This is a genomic window from Geminocystis herdmanii PCC 6308, assembly GCF_000332235.1.
Taxonomy (GTDB): domain Bacteria; phylum Cyanobacteriota; class Cyanobacteriia; order Cyanobacteriales; family Cyanobacteriaceae; genus Geminocystis; species Geminocystis herdmanii.
Genome location: NZ_CM001775.1, coordinates 320,617 through 339,323 on the forward strand (window position 1 = coordinate 320,617; position 18,707 = coordinate 339,323).

General features: G+C 34.1%; 19 protein-coding genes. 7 read left to right on the top strand and 12 right to left on the bottom strand.

The window, feature by feature from the left end:
* Positions 1–152: 152 nt before the first annotated feature.
* Complete coding sequence (locus tag SYN6308_RS01680; protein ID WP_017292696.1) at positions 153–1,025, top strand: energy-coupling factor transporter transmembrane component T family protein; 873 nt, start codon at positions 153–155, stop codon at positions 1,023–1,025.
* Between the two features lie 7 nt (positions 1,026–1,032).
* Here the strand turns inward: SYN6308_RS01680 and SYN6308_RS01685 are convergent, their stop codons facing one another.
* The 4 genes from SYN6308_RS01685 to SYN6308_RS01700 form a co-directional block, all read right to left on the bottom strand.
* Positions 1,033–1,863 carry a hypothetical protein gene (locus SYN6308_RS01685; protein ID WP_017292697.1) on the bottom strand — a complete coding sequence of 277 codons (831 nt, stop codon included), beginning with the start codon at positions 1,861–1,863 and terminating at the stop codon, positions 1,033–1,035.
* Positions 1,864–2,116: 253 nt separating this feature from the next.
* The gene (locus SYN6308_RS01690; protein WP_017292698.1) at positions 2,117–2,710 is read right to left on the bottom strand and encodes a DUF1997 domain-containing protein; all 594 of its coding nucleotides are present in this window, start codon (positions 2,708–2,710) and stop codon (positions 2,117–2,119) included.
* 182 nt (positions 2,711–2,892) lie between these two features.
* Positions 2,893–3,960 (bottom strand): photosystem II q(b) protein, encoded by a 1,068-nt coding sequence (gene psbA / locus SYN6308_RS01695; protein ID WP_017292699.1) that lies wholly within the window; start codon positions 3,958–3,960, stop codon positions 2,893–2,895.
* A 124-nt stretch (positions 3,961–4,084) separates the two neighbouring features.
* Positions 4,085–5,467 (bottom strand): flavin monoamine oxidase family protein, encoded by a 1,383-nt coding sequence (locus SYN6308_RS01700; protein WP_017292700.1) that lies wholly within the window; start codon positions 5,465–5,467, stop codon positions 4,085–4,087.
* A gap of 188 nt (positions 5,468–5,655) precedes the next feature.
* Here SYN6308_RS01700 and bchH point away from each other — a divergent pair, with 188 nt between their 5' ends.
* Entirely contained in the window at positions 5,656–9,618 is a 3,963-nt protein-coding gene (gene bchH / locus SYN6308_RS01705) for a magnesium chelatase subunit H (protein WP_017292701.1), read from the top strand.
* Positions 9,619–9,667: 49 nt separating this feature from the next.
* On the opposite strand, the gene SYN6308_RS01710 is transcribed toward bchH, so the two are convergent.
* The 3 genes from SYN6308_RS01710 to SYN6308_RS01720 form a co-directional block, all read right to left on the bottom strand.
* Positions 9,668–10,081, bottom strand: coding sequence for a type II toxin-antitoxin system VapC family toxin (locus tag SYN6308_RS01710; protein ID WP_017292702.1), 414 nt, complete (start codon positions 10,079–10,081; stop codon positions 9,668–9,670).
* Positions 10,066–10,284, bottom strand: a complete 219-nt coding sequence (locus SYN6308_RS01715; protein ID WP_017292703.1) for a hypothetical protein — start codon at positions 10,282–10,284, stop codon at positions 10,066–10,068. The genes SYN6308_RS01710 and SYN6308_RS01715 overlap by 16 nt, the downstream gene beginning before the upstream one ends.
* Positions 10,285–10,448: 164 nt before the next feature.
* Positions 10,449–10,796 carry a hypothetical protein gene (locus tag SYN6308_RS01720; protein WP_017292704.1) on the bottom strand — a complete coding sequence of 116 codons (348 nt, stop codon included), beginning with the start codon at positions 10,794–10,796 and terminating at the stop codon, positions 10,449–10,451.
* A gap of 175 nt (positions 10,797–10,971) precedes the next feature.
* Here SYN6308_RS01720 and SYN6308_RS21455 point away from each other — a divergent pair, with 175 nt between their 5' ends.
* The 4 genes from SYN6308_RS21455 (at position 10,972) to SYN6308_RS01740 (ending at position 13,232) form a co-directional block, all read left to right on the top strand.
* The gene (locus tag SYN6308_RS21455) at positions 10,972–11,355 is read left to right on the top strand and encodes a hypothetical protein (RefSeq protein ID WP_017292705.1); all 384 of its coding nucleotides are present in this window, start codon (positions 10,972–10,974) and stop codon (positions 11,353–11,355) included.
* A gap of 117 nt (positions 11,356–11,472) precedes the next feature.
* Positions 11,473–11,985, top strand: coding sequence for a DUF433 domain-containing protein (locus SYN6308_RS01730; RefSeq protein WP_237741244.1), 513 nt, complete (start codon positions 11,473–11,475; stop codon positions 11,983–11,985).
* Entirely contained in the window at positions 11,982–12,980 is a 999-nt protein-coding gene (locus SYN6308_RS01735) for a DNA cytosine methyltransferase (RefSeq protein WP_017292707.1), read from the top strand. Before SYN6308_RS01730 ends, SYN6308_RS01735 begins: the two co-directional genes overlap by 4 nt.
* Positions 12,981–13,016: 36 nt before the next feature.
* Positions 13,017–13,232 (top strand): hypothetical protein, encoded by a 216-nt coding sequence (locus SYN6308_RS01740; protein WP_017292708.1) that lies wholly within the window; start codon positions 13,017–13,019, stop codon positions 13,230–13,232.
* Positions 13,233–13,287: 55 nt separating this feature from the next.
* Here the strand turns inward: SYN6308_RS01740 and SYN6308_RS01745 are convergent, their stop codons facing one another.
* From SYN6308_RS01745 to SYN6308_RS01760, 4 genes are all read right to left on the bottom strand, one after another.
* Positions 13,288–13,668 carry a type II toxin-antitoxin system VapC family toxin gene (locus SYN6308_RS01745; RefSeq protein ID WP_017292709.1) on the bottom strand — a complete coding sequence of 127 codons (381 nt, stop codon included), beginning with the start codon at positions 13,666–13,668 and terminating at the stop codon, positions 13,288–13,290.
* A complete protein-coding gene (locus SYN6308_RS21460; protein WP_017292710.1) occupies positions 13,665–13,952 on the bottom strand; it encodes a DUF2281 domain-containing protein in 288 nt (95 codons plus the stop codon). Before SYN6308_RS21460 ends, SYN6308_RS01745 begins: the two co-directional genes overlap by 4 nt.
* A gap of 136 nt (positions 13,953–14,088) precedes the next feature.
* Positions 14,089–14,331, bottom strand: a complete 243-nt coding sequence (locus tag SYN6308_RS01755) for a DUF4926 domain-containing protein (protein WP_026101859.1) — start codon at positions 14,329–14,331, stop codon at positions 14,089–14,091.
* Positions 14,331–14,663, bottom strand: a complete 333-nt coding sequence (locus SYN6308_RS01760) for a DUF6883 domain-containing protein (RefSeq protein ID WP_017292712.1) — start codon at positions 14,661–14,663, stop codon at positions 14,331–14,333. Before SYN6308_RS01760 ends, SYN6308_RS01755 begins: the two co-directional genes overlap by 1 nt.
* 71 nt (positions 14,664–14,734) lie before the next feature.
* Between SYN6308_RS01760 and SYN6308_RS01765 the strand changes: the two genes are divergently transcribed.
* Positions 14,735–15,994, top strand: a complete 1,260-nt coding sequence (locus SYN6308_RS01765; RefSeq protein ID WP_017292713.1) for a DNA cytosine methyltransferase — start codon at positions 14,735–14,737, stop codon at positions 15,992–15,994.
* 458 nt (positions 15,995–16,452) lie between these two features.
* On the opposite strand, the gene SYN6308_RS01770 is transcribed toward SYN6308_RS01765, so the two are convergent.
* Complete coding sequence (locus SYN6308_RS01770) at positions 16,453–18,435, bottom strand: FAD-dependent monooxygenase (RefSeq protein ID WP_017292714.1); 1,983 nt, start codon at positions 18,433–18,435, stop codon at positions 16,453–16,455.
* Between the last annotated feature and the right edge of the window lie 272 nt (positions 18,436–18,707).

The following is an 18,707-nucleotide window of genomic DNA, read 5'->3' on the forward strand; positions in this document are numbered from 1 at the left end:
AGATGTAAAATTTTACGTCTCTACCGAAATTATGGGAGATGTTTATTATTTCTCCTGTCTCCTGTTATTATTTCTCCTGTCTCCTGTCTCCTATCTCCTCTTTCCTAACTCCCTAATCGATAGACTTTTTCACATCTTCCTAATTATTAACTATGGATTTATTACGATCGCTCCCCATTGGATTATACTTAGAGAAACCCTTAACATGGTTACATAAACTCGATCCGAGAGTTAAATTAGCATGGTTGATGAGTTTAATTCTGTCTCCTTTATTGGCTAATCCCTATTGGCGTATTTTTTTAGTCTTATTTTTAATCGTCATTACTGGTTTAGCTTTCATTCCTTGGCGAGTGCAAAAAAAACAACTAAGTTGGTTACTGTTTTTCTCAACTCTCATTTTCATCCTCACATCATTTTCACCCGATGGCTTTAATCTTACCTATCAACCAAGATTACCTAGTAGTGATATTTCTATTAGTCAACCTACCAATTATCAATATATAATTTATCAGATAGGAAACTTTAAAGTTACTCGTCGCTCGTTAGATTTAGCTATTAGAGTTAGTACTTTATTTTTTACTCTAATTTATAGCAGTAATTTATATTTATTAACCACCGCATCAGAGCAAATTACCGCAGGAATTGAAGAATTATTATCCCCTTTAAGAAGGTTTAAATTGCCCATAACCGAAATAGTTTTAACCTTAACTTTAGCTTTAAGATTTATTCCCTTAGTCTTAGAAGAAATCCAAAATTTAATTCGATCGATCAGCACCAGAGCGATACAATGGAAAAAATTAGGGATTAAAAAAAGTTTGCAAATTTGGGTAATTGTCGCCGAAAGACTATTAGAAAATATACTTTTAAGGGCAGAACAAATTTCGATCGCAATGGAAGTACGAGGATTTACAACACCTAACGAACATCAAGTACAATGGCATCAATTAAAACTTAGTATTTATGATTTTTTAGCTTTATTATCTCTCATTTTATTCTGGTTTGCACGAATTTTCATCGGCAGTTAATAATTATTTATAAATAAACTAAGTCTTCAGGTAATTCCGATAACTTAAAAATAGCATCTTCTTGAATAATAATATCTCGAAAAAGTTTTTTAGTTTGAGCAGGTAAAACTAAGACTTTTTCTGATTTTACCACAGAATATTTAAAACCTTCTAACTCTTGATTTGTCTCTAAATAACTCACCAGACGGCGAAACAATTTAGGTAAAATAACAATTTCTTTTTCCTCATCAAATAAATCCCAAACATGGAAACCTTTATTGGTTGAATCACTTTTCCAAACCCCTAAATTATTTTTTCTGGCATGATTAACTGCTACCGTCATTTTTTTTCTTAAAGTAGGTGCTAAACCACGATAATAAGTCGGATAAGATTCCCCATATAACAAACTTTGATAATTGATAGATTGAAAAAATAATTCCAGAGGCAAAAAGAAAATTTCCCCATCTTTAACATCTATATTTCCTTTAAAAACAAACCCTAAAGGGCGCCCATGTTGATCTGTTTTTTTTGCTAAAATAAAACCTTGAATATTATCTTCAGCTTTAATAATAATATTTTGCTCTTGATTCCATTTTACTCCATCAATTTCGAGATATTTTAACAAGAAATTGGCGGCACTTAAAGCCCATTTTACACTTTGTTTACACTGAAGAAAATGAGTCTCTAAGCTATCCATACCAATCAACCGAATTTGTACATGATTAAATTCATTTAATTGAGGTGGAATACCGATTAATTTTGACCAATTTTCAGGGTTATTAGCTTTAAAGCGAATGGAATCACCATCAGGAGAATAACCCAAGGCGTGAAAAGTGCCTTTGATTAAGGTAAAAGACATTGTTTGATCCAATACTTAATAATGTTTCCTAATTATACTTGGATTTGGATAAATCTGATCTTTTATTTGTTAACACAAACCGACATATTCTTCTCATCTACAATATTATTTCCTTACCATTAATATTCTTAAAAATATCAAATTTTTTCTAAAAATACTTGTCAAATCAAAATTTTATTGTTATAATATAAACATAAAATAAAGCCACTTTTCTTGATCCTTAGCGGTCGGGGAGGGTGGCTTTTGCTTATTTTTAGGAAGGATAATTGCTAGGGAATAAGGCATGGTTAAAGGTGTTCATTTTTTCCTCTTGAGAAAAGGTATAATAATCCTGCAATAGTTGAGAAACTAATTGATGTTTAATCCGCATCAAAACTCCTTTTAATAAACTATTTCCAGTAGTCTGTAAAATAGATTTTGGTGTAAACCATAGAGGGGGGGGTAAATCCACTTTTACTGTCAAATTAGCTTTGCCTTGTAAGTAAGTTTTTCCATCTCTTTCTATGGCTGTTAATTTACCTTTTAAGTTGAGAGAAAATCTTTGATTTATATAGTCAATTCCTTTGATTTCGCAAGATTCAGATTGCAAATAGACATTTCCACTTGCACCAGTCCAAACTTTTAAAATAACCGTGGGTTGAAAGTGATATATCTCTAAAAAGTTAATTGGTTTCATCTGCAGTTGATAACGATCGAAACCTAAAACTTTCATTAACCTTTCATTGGCGATGGTTTTGACAAGACGAAAGGGTTGTCGAAGGTAATGTTGAATGGGGATAGTTTGTTGTTTGACTTCCAAATCAACGGTTTCCTGTGCCTGAAAATAAATTTCGGTATTGCTAAACAATGATTCCAACTCCTTACTAAAAGGATAAATTAATTGTCTATTGTACGCTAGAATTAGCCTCAATCTCCATTCAAAAAAGTGAACATAAGAGAGGAGACTAACCTAAAGACAGCAAAAAGCACCCCCTAAGTTAATAGAGAGTGCTTCTTGTTTGTTTATTTAATTTTACTAACCTTTAGAGATTAACCGTTGATTACGGGTGCAGATACTGCATCAGCAGAGGCTAAGTCTAAGGGGAAGTTGTGAGCATTACGTTCGTGCATTACTTCGATACCGATGTTAGCACGGTTTAATACGTCTGCCCAAGTTCCAATTACATGACCTTGGCTATCTAAGATAGATTGGTTGAAGTTGAAACCATTTAAGTTGAAAGCCATGGTTGATACACCCATTGCGGTGAACCAAATACCGATGACAGGCCATGCACCTAAGAAGAAGTGTAACGCGCGGCTATTGTTGAAGGAAGCATATTGGAAAATTAAGCGACCGAAATAACCGTGAGCTGCTACGATGTTGTAGGTTTCTTCTTCTTGACCGAATTTGTAACCATAGTTTTGAGACTCGGTTTCGGTGGTTTCACGAACTAAAGAAGAAGTTACGAGAGAACCGTGCATTGCGGAGAATAAAGAACCACCAAACACACCTGCTACTCCTAACATATGGAAGGGGTGCATTAAAATGTTGTGTTCTGCTTGGAATACTAACATGAAGTTGAATGTTCCAGAGATTCCTAAAGGCATAGCATCAGAGAAAGAACCTTGACCGATGGGGTAGATTAAGAATACAGCAGTTGCAGCAGATACAGGTGCAGAGTAAGCAACACAGATCCAAGGGCGCATTCCTAAGCGGAAAGATAATTCCCACTGACGACCCATGTAGCAGAAGATTCCGATTAAGAAGTGGAATACTACTAATTGGTAAGGACCACCGTTGTATAACCATTCATCTAAGGAAGCTGCTTCCCAAATGGGGTAGAAGTGTAAACCGATAGCGTTCGAGGAAGGAACAACTGCACCAGAGATGATGTTGTTTCCGTATAACAAAGAACCAGCTACAGGCTCACGAATACCGTCAATGTCCACGGGAGGAGCTGCGATGAAAGCGATAATAAAACAAGTGGTGGCAGTTAAGAGGGTAGGGATCATTAAAGTACCGAACCAACCTACATATAAGCGGTTGTTGGTAGAAGTGATCCACTGACAAAACTGCTCCCATGCGGAAGACTGTTGTTGCTGTAAAGTGGTAGTCATCTTTTTATGATTTCTTTATGTGTGTATAATATTTTCGAGGTACGATTAGGCGATTGCTCACCTATTAATAATTATAATTGGGATATAAAGTTTTGTCAAGTTTTTTTCAGTTTTGTTTTTAAAGTTATTTTAATGCTGAAACTTCTTGACTTACTCGCAATCCGCTAAGATAAGCACCATGTACGGTGGCAGGATAATCTAAGGAAGTTGCTTCCCCTGCGAAAAAAATTTGTTGATTGATAGGTTTAGCTAATTCTCGACGATGGTTCGGTGTTGAATTAGTGGCATAATAAGAGTAAGAACCATAGGTAAAAGTATCTTGACTCCAGCGAGTTAACTGATAATCTATTGGTTGGGGGATAGAATTACCAAAAATTTGTCGTAAATTTTTCATGGCATCGGTGACGATTTTTTCATCACTCCATGACTCTATTTCTCTCCCGAATTTTCCTGCATTAAACCCTAATAATATCGGCTTTTTCAGTGGCAATTCAAGATTTACCCATTGACTCCATTGCCCTTTTTGATGGGAAATTTTGCCAATCCAATCATAATTTTTTTCCCAAAATTGATGAGGAAAACGGAGATATAATTTATTTAAAACTCCCATACCTAATTGATTAATTGCCTTTAATTTTTCTTTTGGTAAAGGCGGAGAAAATTTAACTATATTTTTCTGTAAAACTCCTAATGGTAGAGTTACTATTACTATATCTCCTCGAAAATTACCTTGATTAGTCAGAATATTAATTCCTTGATTGTTAGATTCGATCGACTCTACTTGATGATTAAGTTTAATATCTAATCCTGTGGCTAAATAGTCACTAATCAGATTATAACCTTTAACAAATAGTAAATCATTTCCATCAAATTCTTTGGTTTCATCAAAATAGAAAGCTGAAAGTTGAGATATATCTTCGGCGTATTCTTGTTCGATAATCGAGTTAAATAAATACTCAAAATTAGCTCGATCAAAATCGGATAATTGATGCCAATTTAATTCTTTTTCTACGGCTTTTTGTAAAGAAATATCGTCATTATAATTATCTTGAATTGTGCTAATAATCGTTTCTAATTTTGTCGTTAATTTTTCTAAATTTTCTTCTTGTTTATCAGTAATTATCTTACCATTAAGATCATAAATAATCGAGCTTTCACTCTTAGTAGGAAAAACTTGAGCATTAATAGAATTAGCTAATTTGGCTATAGGATTACCTTCTTTTCCATGAATCCAAGAAGCCCCCATATCCACAAAAGCATCATTCCATTTTTTACTTGTCCATAAACGTCCACCTATACGATTTCTACCCTCTAATAAAAGCACATCGAAACCTTGATTTTGTAAAGTTTTACCTGCACTTAATCCGGCTATTCCTGCACCGATAATAATAATTTTCTGTTTAGATTTATTGCTAGAATTTTTTTGATTATCAGCTAAGTTTTTAGATGCAAAAATATGAGCAAATATGACACTAGATACTATTAGAAAAAAACGACGATTAATCATGAATAATGAACAATTAACAGTGTACAATTGAGAGGTGTCAGGTGTCAGGTTTTATTTAACTCTCCCTACTCCCTACTCCCTACTCTCTACTCTCTACTCCCTACTCCCTACTGAATTTAACCTAATCGCCATGCTAGAATGTTTTACATTACTTAACAAAAATCGAGATTACCTTAGAGGCAACGCAGATGAAACGCATCGTATTAATAACAGGATTTGAGACTTTTAATAGTAGTTTATACCGTCAATCAGCTTCGATCGCAACATCTCGCTGTGAAGGTTTAGAAGTTATCGTTTTCACCGATGGGGATATTAATACTCAAAGAGAAAAAGTGGAATCTGCGTTACAAACTGCTGATGTTTTCTTTGCTAGTCTTATTTTCGACTATGATCAAGTAATGTGGTTAAGGGAAAAAGTTGCTCATATTCCCATTCGTTTGGTTTTCGAGTCGGCTTTAGAGTTGATGAGTTTAACCCAGATAGGCAAGTTTTCGATCGGTGATAAGCCTAAAGGGATGCCTAAACCTGTACAATTCATCTTGAGTAAGTTTACCAATAGCAAAGAAGAAGATAAACTTGCAGGATATATCAGCTTCTTAAAAACAGGGCCTAAATTATTAAAGTACATTCCTGTCAAAAAAGTCCAAGATTTACGCAACTGGTTGATTATTTACGGTTATTGGAATGCAGGGGGCGTTGATAATGTTGCCTCTATGTGTTGGTTTATTGCAGAAAATTATCTCGGTTTAAAGGTATCGGAAATTCCTCCTGTTATGGAAACTCCTAATATGGGGTTATTACATCCTGACTATGATGGTTATTTTACCTCTCCCCGTGAGTATTTGACTTGGTATCAAAAGAGATTAGATGATGATAAGACAGGAAGACAGGCAGACAGGAAGACAGGCAGACAGGAAGACAGGAAGACAGGCAGACAGGAAGACAGGCAGACAGGAAGAAAGGAAGAAAATATTAATGATGAAAGAGGGTTAATGCCATTAACCCCTACAAGCAACCATCAATTGCCAACAGTGGGGGTTTTGTTATATCGTAAGCACGTTATCAGTAAACTACCTTATATTCCTCAACTGATTCGTTATTTTGAAGAAGCAGGATTGATTCCCCTTCCCATTTTCATCAATGGAGTAGAAGGTCATGTTGCTGTAAGAGATTGGATGACAACGGATTATGAACAAGAAAAACGTAGTCAGGGTATTAATGAAACTCTCTCTTTATCAAAAGATGCTGTAAAAGTAGATGCGGTTATCTCTACCATCGGTTTTCCTTTGGTGGGTGGTCCAGCTGGTAGTATGGAAGCTGGAAGACAGGTAGAAGTGGCTAAACGTATTTTAACGGCAAAAAATATTCCCTACATTGTCGCTGCGCCTCTATTAATACAAGATATTCATTCATGGGTAAGAAAGGGGATCGGTGGTTTGCAAAGTGTGGTATTATACGCTTTACCTGAGCTAGATGGTTCGATCGACACTATCCCATTGGGTGGTTTAGTGGGAGAAGATATATACCTTATTCCTGAGAGGGTTAAGCGTCTCACTGGTAGAGTTAATAACTGGATTAAGTTAAGACGAAAGGAAAAGTTCGATCGAAAAGTTGCTATTATTTTATATGGTTTCCCCCCCGGATACGGTGCAACCGGCACAGCAGCCTTATTGAATGTGCCTAAATCTCTGCAAAAATTACTAACAGCATTGAAGGAAGAAGGTTATAACGTTGACAACATCCCCGAAGACGGCGAGGAAATTCTTAAACAAGTCAAAACCGCCGATGATTTTATTTCATACTCTGCCCCTAAATCCCCAAAATTGGGGACTTTTTCACCCTCAAACTTGAACAAAGAAGGGCAAATTTCACCCCCAAACTTGGGGGAAGGGGGGCAAAATGGTGGCAAAAACACAGTTGATGTGAAGACGCTCGATCGATGGTTAGGGTATATACTAATCAATAAGATACAAAAACAATGGGGAAATCTCACTCAAACAGGCATAAAAACCATCGGTGATAAATTCCAAATCGGCGGTATTCAACTCGGTAACGTCTGGATTGGAGTACAACCTCCTCTCGGTATAGCGGGTGATCCCATGCGACTCATGTTTGAGAAGGATTTAACCCCCCATCCCCAATACACCGCCTTTTATAAATGGTTGCAAAATGACTTTCAAGCCGATGCGATTATCCACTTCGGAATGCACGGCACAGTGGAATGGTTGCCCGGTAATCCTCTTGGTAATACGGGTTATTCGTGGTCAGATGTACTATTGGGCGATATTCCTAACCTCTACATTTACGCCGCCAATAATCCCTCCGAATCCATGTTGGCAAAAAGAAGGGGTTATGGTGTGATTATCTCTCATAACGTGCCTCCTTACGGTAGGGCAGGGTTATATAAAGAGTTAATGGCATTAAAAGAGTTAATTAACGAGTATCGAGAAGATACAGAGAAAAATCAGCTATTAAAAGGGGATATTATCCAGAAAATAGTCGATAGTGGCTTATATAAAGATTGCAAATTTACCGAAGGGGAAAAACTAGGTATCGAATTTACTGCTGACAATGCCAAATTATTTAGTAAACAAGCCCTTAACGATTATTTTGTGCAAATTTACGACTATTTGCAAATTGTTGAGCAAAGATTATTTTCCTCGGGTTTACACATCTTAGGAGAAAAACCCAATCCAGAGCAACTGCAATCTTACCTTGAGGCTTATTTTAATGATACTTATAGTCAACAAAACTTCGCCCAAGAGTTAAATAATAGTGACTTATTCGCCAGAGTTGAGAAAAAAGCCGAAAAAGAGGAAGAATTGAAACAACGTTTTGCGCAACAACAGTTAATCAGTGACTTGTTAATGCAAACGGAAGACGAATTAACTAATTTACTACGAGGCTTAAACGGTGAATATATCCCTCCTGCGCCCGGCGGTGATTTACTCAGAGATGGTGCTGGAGTATTACCTACAGGTCGTAACATCCACGCATTAGACCCTTATCGGATGCCTTCTCAGGGTGCATATTTACGGGGTAGGGAGATTGGCAAGAAGATTATTGAGCAAAATTTAGCAGAAAACGGCAGTTATCCTGAGACTGTAGCCGTCATGTTATGGGGTTTAGATGCCATTAAAACTAAGGGGGAGTCGATCGGCATTTTACTAGAATTAGTGGGTGCAGAGCCTGTTAAAGAAGGCACAGGGCGCATAGTTAGATATGAGTTGATGCCCTTAGAAAAAGTTGGACATCCTCGCATCGATATTTTAGGCAATTTATCAGGGATTTTTCGAGATACTTTTACTAATATTATCGAATTGTTGGATGATTTGTTCGATCGAGCTTCTACTGCGGAGGAATCGATCGAAAATAACTATATTCGCAAACATTACCTTGAATTAAAGGAGAAAGGTATAGATAACCCCTCCGCACGACTGTTTTCTAATCCTAGCGGTGATTTTGGCTCATTAGTAAATGATCAAGTTGTGGATGGTAACTGGGAATCGGGGGATGAATTAGCGGATACATGGAAAAGTCGCAATGTTTTTAGCTACGGTAGAAAGGATAAAGGGCAAACGCGCCCCGAAATTTTAGATAAACTATTAGAAACTAGCGCTACGGTGGTGCAGGAAATCGACTCGGTAGAGTATGGCTTGACGGATATTCAAGAATATTATGCCAATACGGGAGGCTTGAAACGTGCCGCCGAAAAACAAAGCGGTAAAAAAGTATCTGCTAGTTTTATTGAAAGTTTCTCTCAGGATACCACTCCTCGCAAATTAGACCAAGTTTTGCGCATGGAATACCGCACTAAATTACTTAACCCCAAATGGGCGAAAGCTATGGCTGATCAGGGTTCTGGCGGTGCTTATGAAATATCTCAACGGATGACAGCGTTAATCGGTTGGGGAGGAGTAGCAGATTTTACCGATAATTGGGTATATGATCAAGCGGTTGATACTTATGTATTAGATCAAGACATGGCAAATAAGTTAAGGGAAGCGAATCCCGAAGCCTTCCGCAATATTGTGGGGAGGATGTTGGAGGCGAATGGGCGCGGTTTTTGGGATGCGGATGAGGAGAAATTAGATAAACTCAAAGATTTATATGAGAAAACGGAGGATGAATTGGAGGGGGTTACTGTTTAATAGGTTTTCATCAATAATCGGCAATCCGTCTCGTCAATTTATTGCGAGGCTATGGGAATATATGAAAAAAATTTACTGTTTCAGTTTGAATTAAATTAAAGTGTCTCCTGTCTAAAGTTAAAATTTGTTTGATTTTATTATATTCAGCTAAAACAACTATACTGGCATCAACAAAGCCTAAAGGTAAGTCTTTGTATTTTGCCATTAATTTAGTTACTGTATAAATGTTTTCTACATCGATTTCTAAATATTCAAAACATCCTTCCCCTAAGTCTTCAATAAAACTTCTCGCTACTTTTTCTCCTAAATATTTAGTTACGAGATAGTCAACTTCGGGTAAAACCGTAACAGGTACATAAATTTGATATTGCTGAAAAATTTTTACTACTGAAGAATGATATTGATCATCTCTATCTAAAAAAGCGATAATACCACTGGTATCTGCTATTATTTTTCTGTCCATAATAATTCATCAACTTTAGAAGATAAATCACCTCTACCACTCGCCCCCATTCCCATGGATTTCGGTAGTTTTTTCGGCTGATTTTCTATTTGATTAATAACAATTTCTTGGATTACTTCAGCAACAGTTTTTCCTTTTTCCTGACATATTTTTTCTAGTTTGTTTTGCGTTTCTGTAGGTAAATAAATAGTTGTCGGTTGCATAAGTTTTGATTAATTAAATCTCATTCTTTTTTTATTATCTCATAAAATTGTAGGTTGGGTTGAGGTAACGAAACCCAACACTTCACAAAAGTAATGATTTTCAACATCGGCTATTGTTGGGTTGCACTTCGTTTAACCCAACCTACATTCTGTTATTTTAAAAATTAATTATTAATCTCAAATAAAATCCATTTAGGAGTTTCATCGAAGTCTTGAGCATATTTACTATGTTTTAAAACTGTTGGCATTAATGGTGAAAATTTATAGTTTTTGACTTCTTTTTCTCCTGGCTTCATTGAGTTAAAAACCCATGCTTCTTTTTGTGCCCATATAGTTACTCCTTGGTCATTTAAGACAAGTATATCTATATTCGGTTTAATGGGACTTTCTCCTTTGTTTCTTAAACTTAAAGTACATTGGATTTTAGAAAACTCAATACGTTGAATAATTCCATTATTTACTGAAATTTCTTCGTCTAATTCAAATTCTATGCAATTTTCATGGGGTTTCATATCTATATTTTTTCCTTTATATACAAAGTTTAATGTTCTTTTAAGATTTATAATATCTATAATGAAATAATATAGAATATATGTAAAGCGGAAAAAGACGGCTATTTTTTTATGAGATTTAGGCGGATTTTAGCGGAAAAAGACGGAATTTTAAACTTAGTCAATTAGACATTTTATGGAAACCCAAGAGTTAATTAATTATTTAGATGAGTTGTTAGTTTCTCAAACAGGAAAACACCTTGATAATTTACAGCTATCGATATTAAAAGGAGTTTTAAATGGACAAAAATATGCCGATATAGCTGAAGAATATTGTTGTACTAATGGTCATACAAAAGATAAGGCTTATGAGTTATGGAAAATTCTTTCAGAGGCATTAGGAGAAGATATAAATAAATCAAATTTAAAAGCAACTATTGAAAGATTAGGAATAGCGAATAATTACTCTAAATTATTTAATCCCGTGCAAATTGGTGAAATAAATCTTTGTTCAAATAAAAGAGAAAATGAGCAAAAAGAAAAAAAAATAGAAAAAAATATAAAGAAAAATTACACTTAAAAATTAACGAAAAAGCTATTCAAAAGTTAAAAGATTTAGGATTAACAGATGAGCAAATTGCAGAGGCTTTGGAGATTTCGATCGAGCAAATAGATAATGTCATAAAATAAAATCAAATTGTTAGCTAATGATATGTCGATCGAAGAAATTTTAAGAAAGTATCCTGATTTACAATTAGAGAATATTCAAGCCTCCCTTAGCTATGCCTCCTTGTTTAGCCAACGAAACTTTTTAAGAATGACAAATTTACTTACAGATACTCAAAAACAAGAAATTATTGAAGATATTTTAGTCAAAAAAAATAATCAACAAAATTTTTTAAGATTAATGAAACAAAGACGAGAAAAAGGAATGATAATTGCTAGAAAATCTGCTGATTTTTTAAAGCAAAATTATGGAGTGAGTAAAGTTATTCTATTCGGCTCTTTATTAGATTATAGGAAGATGAATTTTAATTCTGATATTGATTTAGCTGTCTGGAATTTATCAGAAAAAGATTATTTTAAAGCAGTGGGTTTTTTATTAGAAATAGCAGAAGATTTTTCGATCGACTTAGTAGAAATACAAAATGCAAAACCTTATATTTTAGAATCAATAAGTGAGGGAATTGAGTTAAAAATAAGTGAATGAAAGTTTTAAAAGAGCTAAAATTTATCGATTTATTTGCAGGAATTGGCGGTTTTCATCAAGTATTAAGTTATTATGGTGCTAAATGTGTTTTTGCGTCTGAATGGGATAAACATTGTCAAGAAATTTACTTAAAAAATTATGGTATTTTACCTGAAGGAGATATAACAATAATTCCCGAAAATCAGATTCCTAGTCATGATATTTTGTGTGCAGGTTTTCCTTGTCAAGCCTTTAGTATTTCTGGTAAACAATTAGGATTTAATGATACTAGGGGTACTTTATTTTTTGATATAGTGAGAATTGCTAAATATCATCAACCGTCATTATTAATCTTAGAAAATGTGAAAAATTTTGCTAGGCATGATGAGGGAAAAACCTTAAAAGTTGTCGAAAATACTTTAAATGAGATTGGTTATGATGTTTTTTATCAAGTCTTAAATGCTTCTAATTTTGGTGTACCTCAAAAGCGAGAAAGAATCTATATTTTAGGTTTTAGAAAAGATTTAAAAGTCAAAAAGTTTGCTTTTCCGAATAGCTATAGTAAGGCAACCAGTTTAATAGATTTTTGTTTAGATGACTCAGAAACTAAAGATTTTATAATTAATAGAAGTGATATAAAAATTAAGGAAAATTTAGAGATAACTAGAGATATTTTAGGTAATTATCCGCAAAAACCGATTAGAATTGGTACTATTAATAAAGGTGGGCAGGGTGAAAGAATTTATCACCAATACGGTCATGCTATCACGTTATCGGCTTATGGTGGCGGTATTGGGGCGAAAACTGGTATTTATTTAATTAATGGTAAAATCCGAAAATTAGCACCGAGAGAATGTGCCAGAATTATGGGATTTCCTGATGATTTTATTATTAGTAATAGTAACAATATTGCTTATAAACAATTCGGTAATAGTGTGGTTGTTAATGTGTTAAGTTCGATCGTTGAAAATGTTTTAGAGATTAATAATTTATTTGCTGATTTAATTTTGTTATAATTTTATGTGTATATTAACTTTAGTTTTAGGTATTTTATGTCGATCGTAGATTTAATTAAAGCAGAAATTGATAACATTCCCGAAGATAAATTAACAGAATTATATCAGTATATTAAACAGTTAGTAAAACCACAAAAAACTCTTAACAATTTATGGCTAAAAATAGATGAATTAGGAGAAGATGAAAAACAATTATCAATGGAAGAAATCGTATCTTTAGTAAAAGAAATTAGAGAAAATAAGACTAAATAATCAAACTTTTATTAAAATAGGTTTGTTGGGTTGCATCTAGCTTCTCAAAGCTACATTATTTAATGGATTGATATAATTTTAAGCCTTCGATAAAACGAAAATCTTTTTGATTGAGGGTGTATAAATCGAATTGATAAATTAATGCGGTTGAGGCAATTAAAGCATCTGGGATAGTTAATTTATGACTGAGGGAATATGTTTCCATGAGTTGGATAAATTGATTTGACACTTTTAAGTCAATGGGTAAAATACGAATTGATGTTAAATGTTTTTTGATTTTATTTAACTCCGCTTTATTAATAGCACCATAGTATAACTCGCTTTGAGTAATAATACTAATAGCCAATTTCTTGACTCCAATTTGATTTAATTCACCAATAACTTGAGGATTATTTTTATACAACTCTATCAAAATATTTGTATCACAGAGTATCATTTATTTCTGTCCAACCATGCTTGTTTACGAATTAATTCGATCGAGATTTCTCTATCTTGCCATAAACCTGCTAAGGAAAAAAAATCTTCATCATCAATATCTTTTAAAGAGTCGTCGCAAGTATCTTTTAATTTGTCCATATGACTTTTTATGAGAGACTTATCTTGTGTCAAATTTTCTTGATGATATTTTTCTTGAAGATACTCCGCATAATGTAATAATTCCGCTTGGAGAGACACGGGCATTTTTTCCACTGTTTCCCATATTCTAGTTTTTAATTCCATTTATTTTTCTCATAATTTTCTAATTCTTTTGACACTATTTTATACTAATTTATTAATCATTAAAGTATAATTATAAGTTCGATCGAGCCTGTTAATAGCAACCATCAATATAGGGTGGGCGGAATGTGGGTTATAATTATATTGAGGCAAAATCTCGTACGGTTAAAATTTGATTTTCTTCTAAAGAATTAACTGCGCTTTGAGGTACTATTATTACATTAACTGATTCTCCGATGGCGTTAAATATTTCTAAAATATATCCATTTTCTCCACCTTCAGGATGAGGTACAGTATCAATTAGAGTGGCAATATCTCCTTTTTTTAATTCAAATTCTGGAAAATCTTTATTTAAACAGACTCTTTGATATAATTTAATCATCATTTTTTTTCCTTCTTTGGTTTCAAAGTGATAAACTGAATTTGATCATCTATTTTTCGTTTTAACCAAATCGTAATTACAGATAAATTGTAATTATTTATTCCTTTTAATTCCCCTGATACTTGATAAAATATACCATATTCATTAACTTTATCTTCTATGGCATCATAGTCTTTAGTTAATTGAATAATAGCAGATTTTAATTGTTCTGGATTTGTCAATGTAAATCCTGCTTGTGCTAAAAACTTTGATTTATCATCTTGCTCTCTATATATTAATAAATATTGGGTAATTTTAGCAGTGGGAATAATAATATTTTCACCTAATTTCATGTTTAAAAGTTACCATATAAAATTATCACTAAAGCTATAATTACAAACTTTACTTATATTTTTTATTTTAAATGAAAAGACCAATTGCGATCGACCTTTTTTCAGGATGTGGAGGAATGTCATTAGGTTTAGAAGCATCTGGATTCGATGTTGTCGTTGCCGTAGAATTTGACGCTATTCATGCCTTAATTCATCATTTGAATTTTCCCTACACTCATACTATTTGTCAAGACATAAACCATCTCAACACTGACTATTTAAAAGAGATTTTGCAAGATAAAGGCATTGATGAAGTTGATTTAATCGCAGGAGGTCCACCCTGTCAAGGGTTTTCTCTCATGGGGAAACGGCAATTAGATGATCCTCGTAATTCATTAGTGTTTGAATATGTGCGAGTGATTCGAGATTTGCAACCAAAATATTTTGTCTTTGAAAATGTACCGGGTATCGCTGTTGGTAATCATAAACAATTTTTAGAAGAATTAATCAACGAATTTGAGTTATTGGGTTATCACATCGCAAAACCCATTCAAATTCTCGATGCCAGTCTTTTTGGCGCACCCCAGAAGAGAAAACGTCTTATCCTCATGGGTAGTCGTCATGATATGCCTCTCGTTAACTATCCCCTCGAAACAGGGGAATATAATGACGTTGAGAATACTATCAGTGATTTAAGCAATATTCCTGCTTTTATCGGTAAAAATGAAGGTATAGACGCAAATAAGCTCGATTATTCAGGATTTAGACGTAATTTTGCTTTAAAACCTCAAGGTATTTATCGATTATGTCACGATCGCGCAGCGCCACTTCGTGATCGACAAAGAGATAATTTCGTTTATAATCATGTAGGCTCAAACCATACAGAAAAATCAAAACAACGTTTTCAAAATACTCCTCAAGGAGAAGTAGAAAAAACCAGTCGTTTCTTGAAACTTTCACCTACAGGATTGTGTAATACTCTAAGGGCTGGAACTGCCAGAGATAAAGGGGCTTACACCGCCGCTCGTCCAATCCACTACAATCAGCCAAGATGTATTACAGTAAGAGAAGCGGGAAGACTGCATACATTTCCCGATTGGTTTTTATTTCATGAGACAATTTGGCATGGTTTTCGAGAAATTGGCAACGCAGTTATTCCCATGTTAGCTAAGGCAATTGGAGACGAAATAATTAAGGTTTTAGAAGTGAACATTAACCGATTAGAAGTGAGAAAATTAGCAAAAATAGAGCTAGAATTTATGAAATATAATATGGATAAAGCATCCAATTATTGGAATATTTCTAATGAGATTATTCCTAAAAGAAAAAGATTAGAAATGAGTGTTTTATGAGTAAATATGATGACATTATAGAAACAGTTTTCTTTAACAATTATAAGCAAGGTGATCAAAAAGTATCATTTGTTAGAGAATAATTTAGTTATTGTTTTAGAATCAGTTTATTGGCATACACATTACATAAACCTCAGTTCGATGCAAGAATGTTTGATAAGGGCAGGTTTCAGGTTGCAGGTTGCAGGTTTCAGGTGTAATTTTCAGAAGATTATATAATTCGATCAAAGAATTGAAGATAAAAAAATCAATTAGGATATATTTTTTGTCAATTCTTTAACCCTTTCCGATACCTGACACCTGACACCTTTACAGCATCAAAAATCTTATGATTCATTCAGGTTACATAAAGACTCAAAACCTTGATTTTTCATTATTTAACTAAAACCTAATACCTTCCCTCATCAAAAAACTTTTTCAGCAAACCTTAAATACAGTTTTGCTATCAAATGGCACAATTAAGATTTTCGATGCAAAGTTGAGCTAAAGGCGAGTAATTTAAACCATAATTTGGGGTTAGATTTCGGTAGCCATGAATTTTGTTTTTCAAGCCAACTATTAAACCATGCACTGAATAATAAATTTTTCAAAGCATCAAGGGTAAAGGCATTATACGCACCTAACCAGCGAAATATGTCAGCACTTCCTGCCATTTGCCATATCCATAATAACAGAGGTGGATTTTTCCTCGCCGCTTTTAGGGCTAAACGGTTAAATGTTAACCAATCTGTGCGATCCTTAATAAAGACTTCTGCGGTTTTTGGTTCATCTGCTAGTAAACCAAAAAAAGTGTTTAACATAGAGTTAATCCTTGCTGGTGGTAGGGTTTTATGGGTAGGCACCATCATTCCTTTGGAGAATAACCATGTTACCGCTATATTGCTTTGATAGGCTTGAATTTGATTAAGAGATTCTCCATCGAGGAGGTTATATTTAAGTGCAGAATCTAATAAGCTGGTTAATTTGCCTAAATTTCGCACTAATGAGCCAAATCCTGTGAAAATTAAGGGGGATTGTAGGGAAGCGGCATCTCCTATGGATAATACTCGATCGAGCGCTATTTTTCGATCGTTTTTTTTGATGGTAAACTTACCCGGTATGTAACCAAAAGTGGGTTTTTTCCAGATTAATTTATCCAGATCACAACGGCGATATTCAGGTAAAATACTAAAAAAGTCCTCATACATTTCTAATAATGAACCGGGATTGTCAGGGTGAACTTGATGATAGTGGAATAGATAAATTGTCACGTTATTATCTTCAACGGGGAATAACTCCCAAATAAGTTGTCTGCCTCTGGATATATCTCCATGGGAAAATAGTACATCTCCATATTCCATATCCCACACTTCGGGTGATAAACCTTCCACCACGGCGCCAACGGTAGGGCAAACACTATCAAAAGCCTGATTTCCTGACATTTGCCACGCAATGGGGGAAGCTGTACCCATGGCATCAATTAGTAATCTTGCACTAATTTCTTTTGCTTCTCCAGTGGTTAAATTGGTGGTGTTAATGGTGACTAAATCTTTACCAATAGTACCTCGATTAAACTCTGTTTCTTCCCAAATTTGCGCACCATATTTTCTTAATTTTTCTCCGCATAAAGTTAATAATTTAGTGGTGTCGATCGCAATATTTAACACCGTGGGAGTATGTAAAACTTGAGCTTTTAAATTATCAGGATTATTAGCATCAAAAAACTTACTAAAACCGTCTTTATATTCTGCGGAAATAATCGATTCAAATTCTTTTTTAGTAAATAAACCATTATCAATTAAAACCTGAAATTCTTGACGAGAAATATTCCATTCTCGATTCATTCTACCAAATTTTAACCGTTCAATTAAAAGAACACTATAACCTAATTTTGCCATTAAACAGGCATGGATAGCACCTAAAGCTCCTCCCACATAAACAATATCATAGTCAGCTTTTCCAGTGGTTTCATCCTTAAATAAAACTTGTTTAGGGTTATTAGTTTTTACTTTATTTTTGACACTTTCTCGCCAAGTTTTTTCCCACCAATAAACTCTCTTTAAATCATATTCTCCTTGAGGCATTTTTTGAAAATATTTAACGGTATTAGGATAATAAGATTCTAAGGCAGAAAATATCGAATTGTTCTCTAAATCAATCTCAGGTAAAAGAGGATAATTAGTCGGAAATTGTTGATTAATAGCTATTTCTAATTCTCGTTTTATTTTATTTTCTACAAATACTTGTTTTTCACCCCAACGAAACATTTTTAGATAAGTAGTGCGCTGTAGTGTCCAGATAAAAACTGACAACTCATGATTATCAGCTAATTCTAAAACAATACCATCAGTAGTATGATTTTTTTTACCTTGAGAGGGTTGCCATGTATTCTGTAACCAATGACAAACTATCTCAGGATTAGGATGAGGAATTTCTAAATATAAAATTTCGGTTAAATTCATGATATAAGTCATCTATAAAAAATTTCTTTTATCCATTATCTAACAATCAGCGTATAAGAGCCAATATCAAGACATTTTCTCGATCACTAAAAGTGGTGCTGCGCGATCGAGCCTAAATCATACCTGAGTGAACTATAGAAATAGATGAGGACTGACTTGGAAGACAGGCAGACAGGCAGACAGGAAGATTGTATCTCTTGTGAATGAATAAAATTCTCTCAAAAGTACATCAAATATTAAGAATTTTTCTCCCATTCGACTTGTCCACTTGT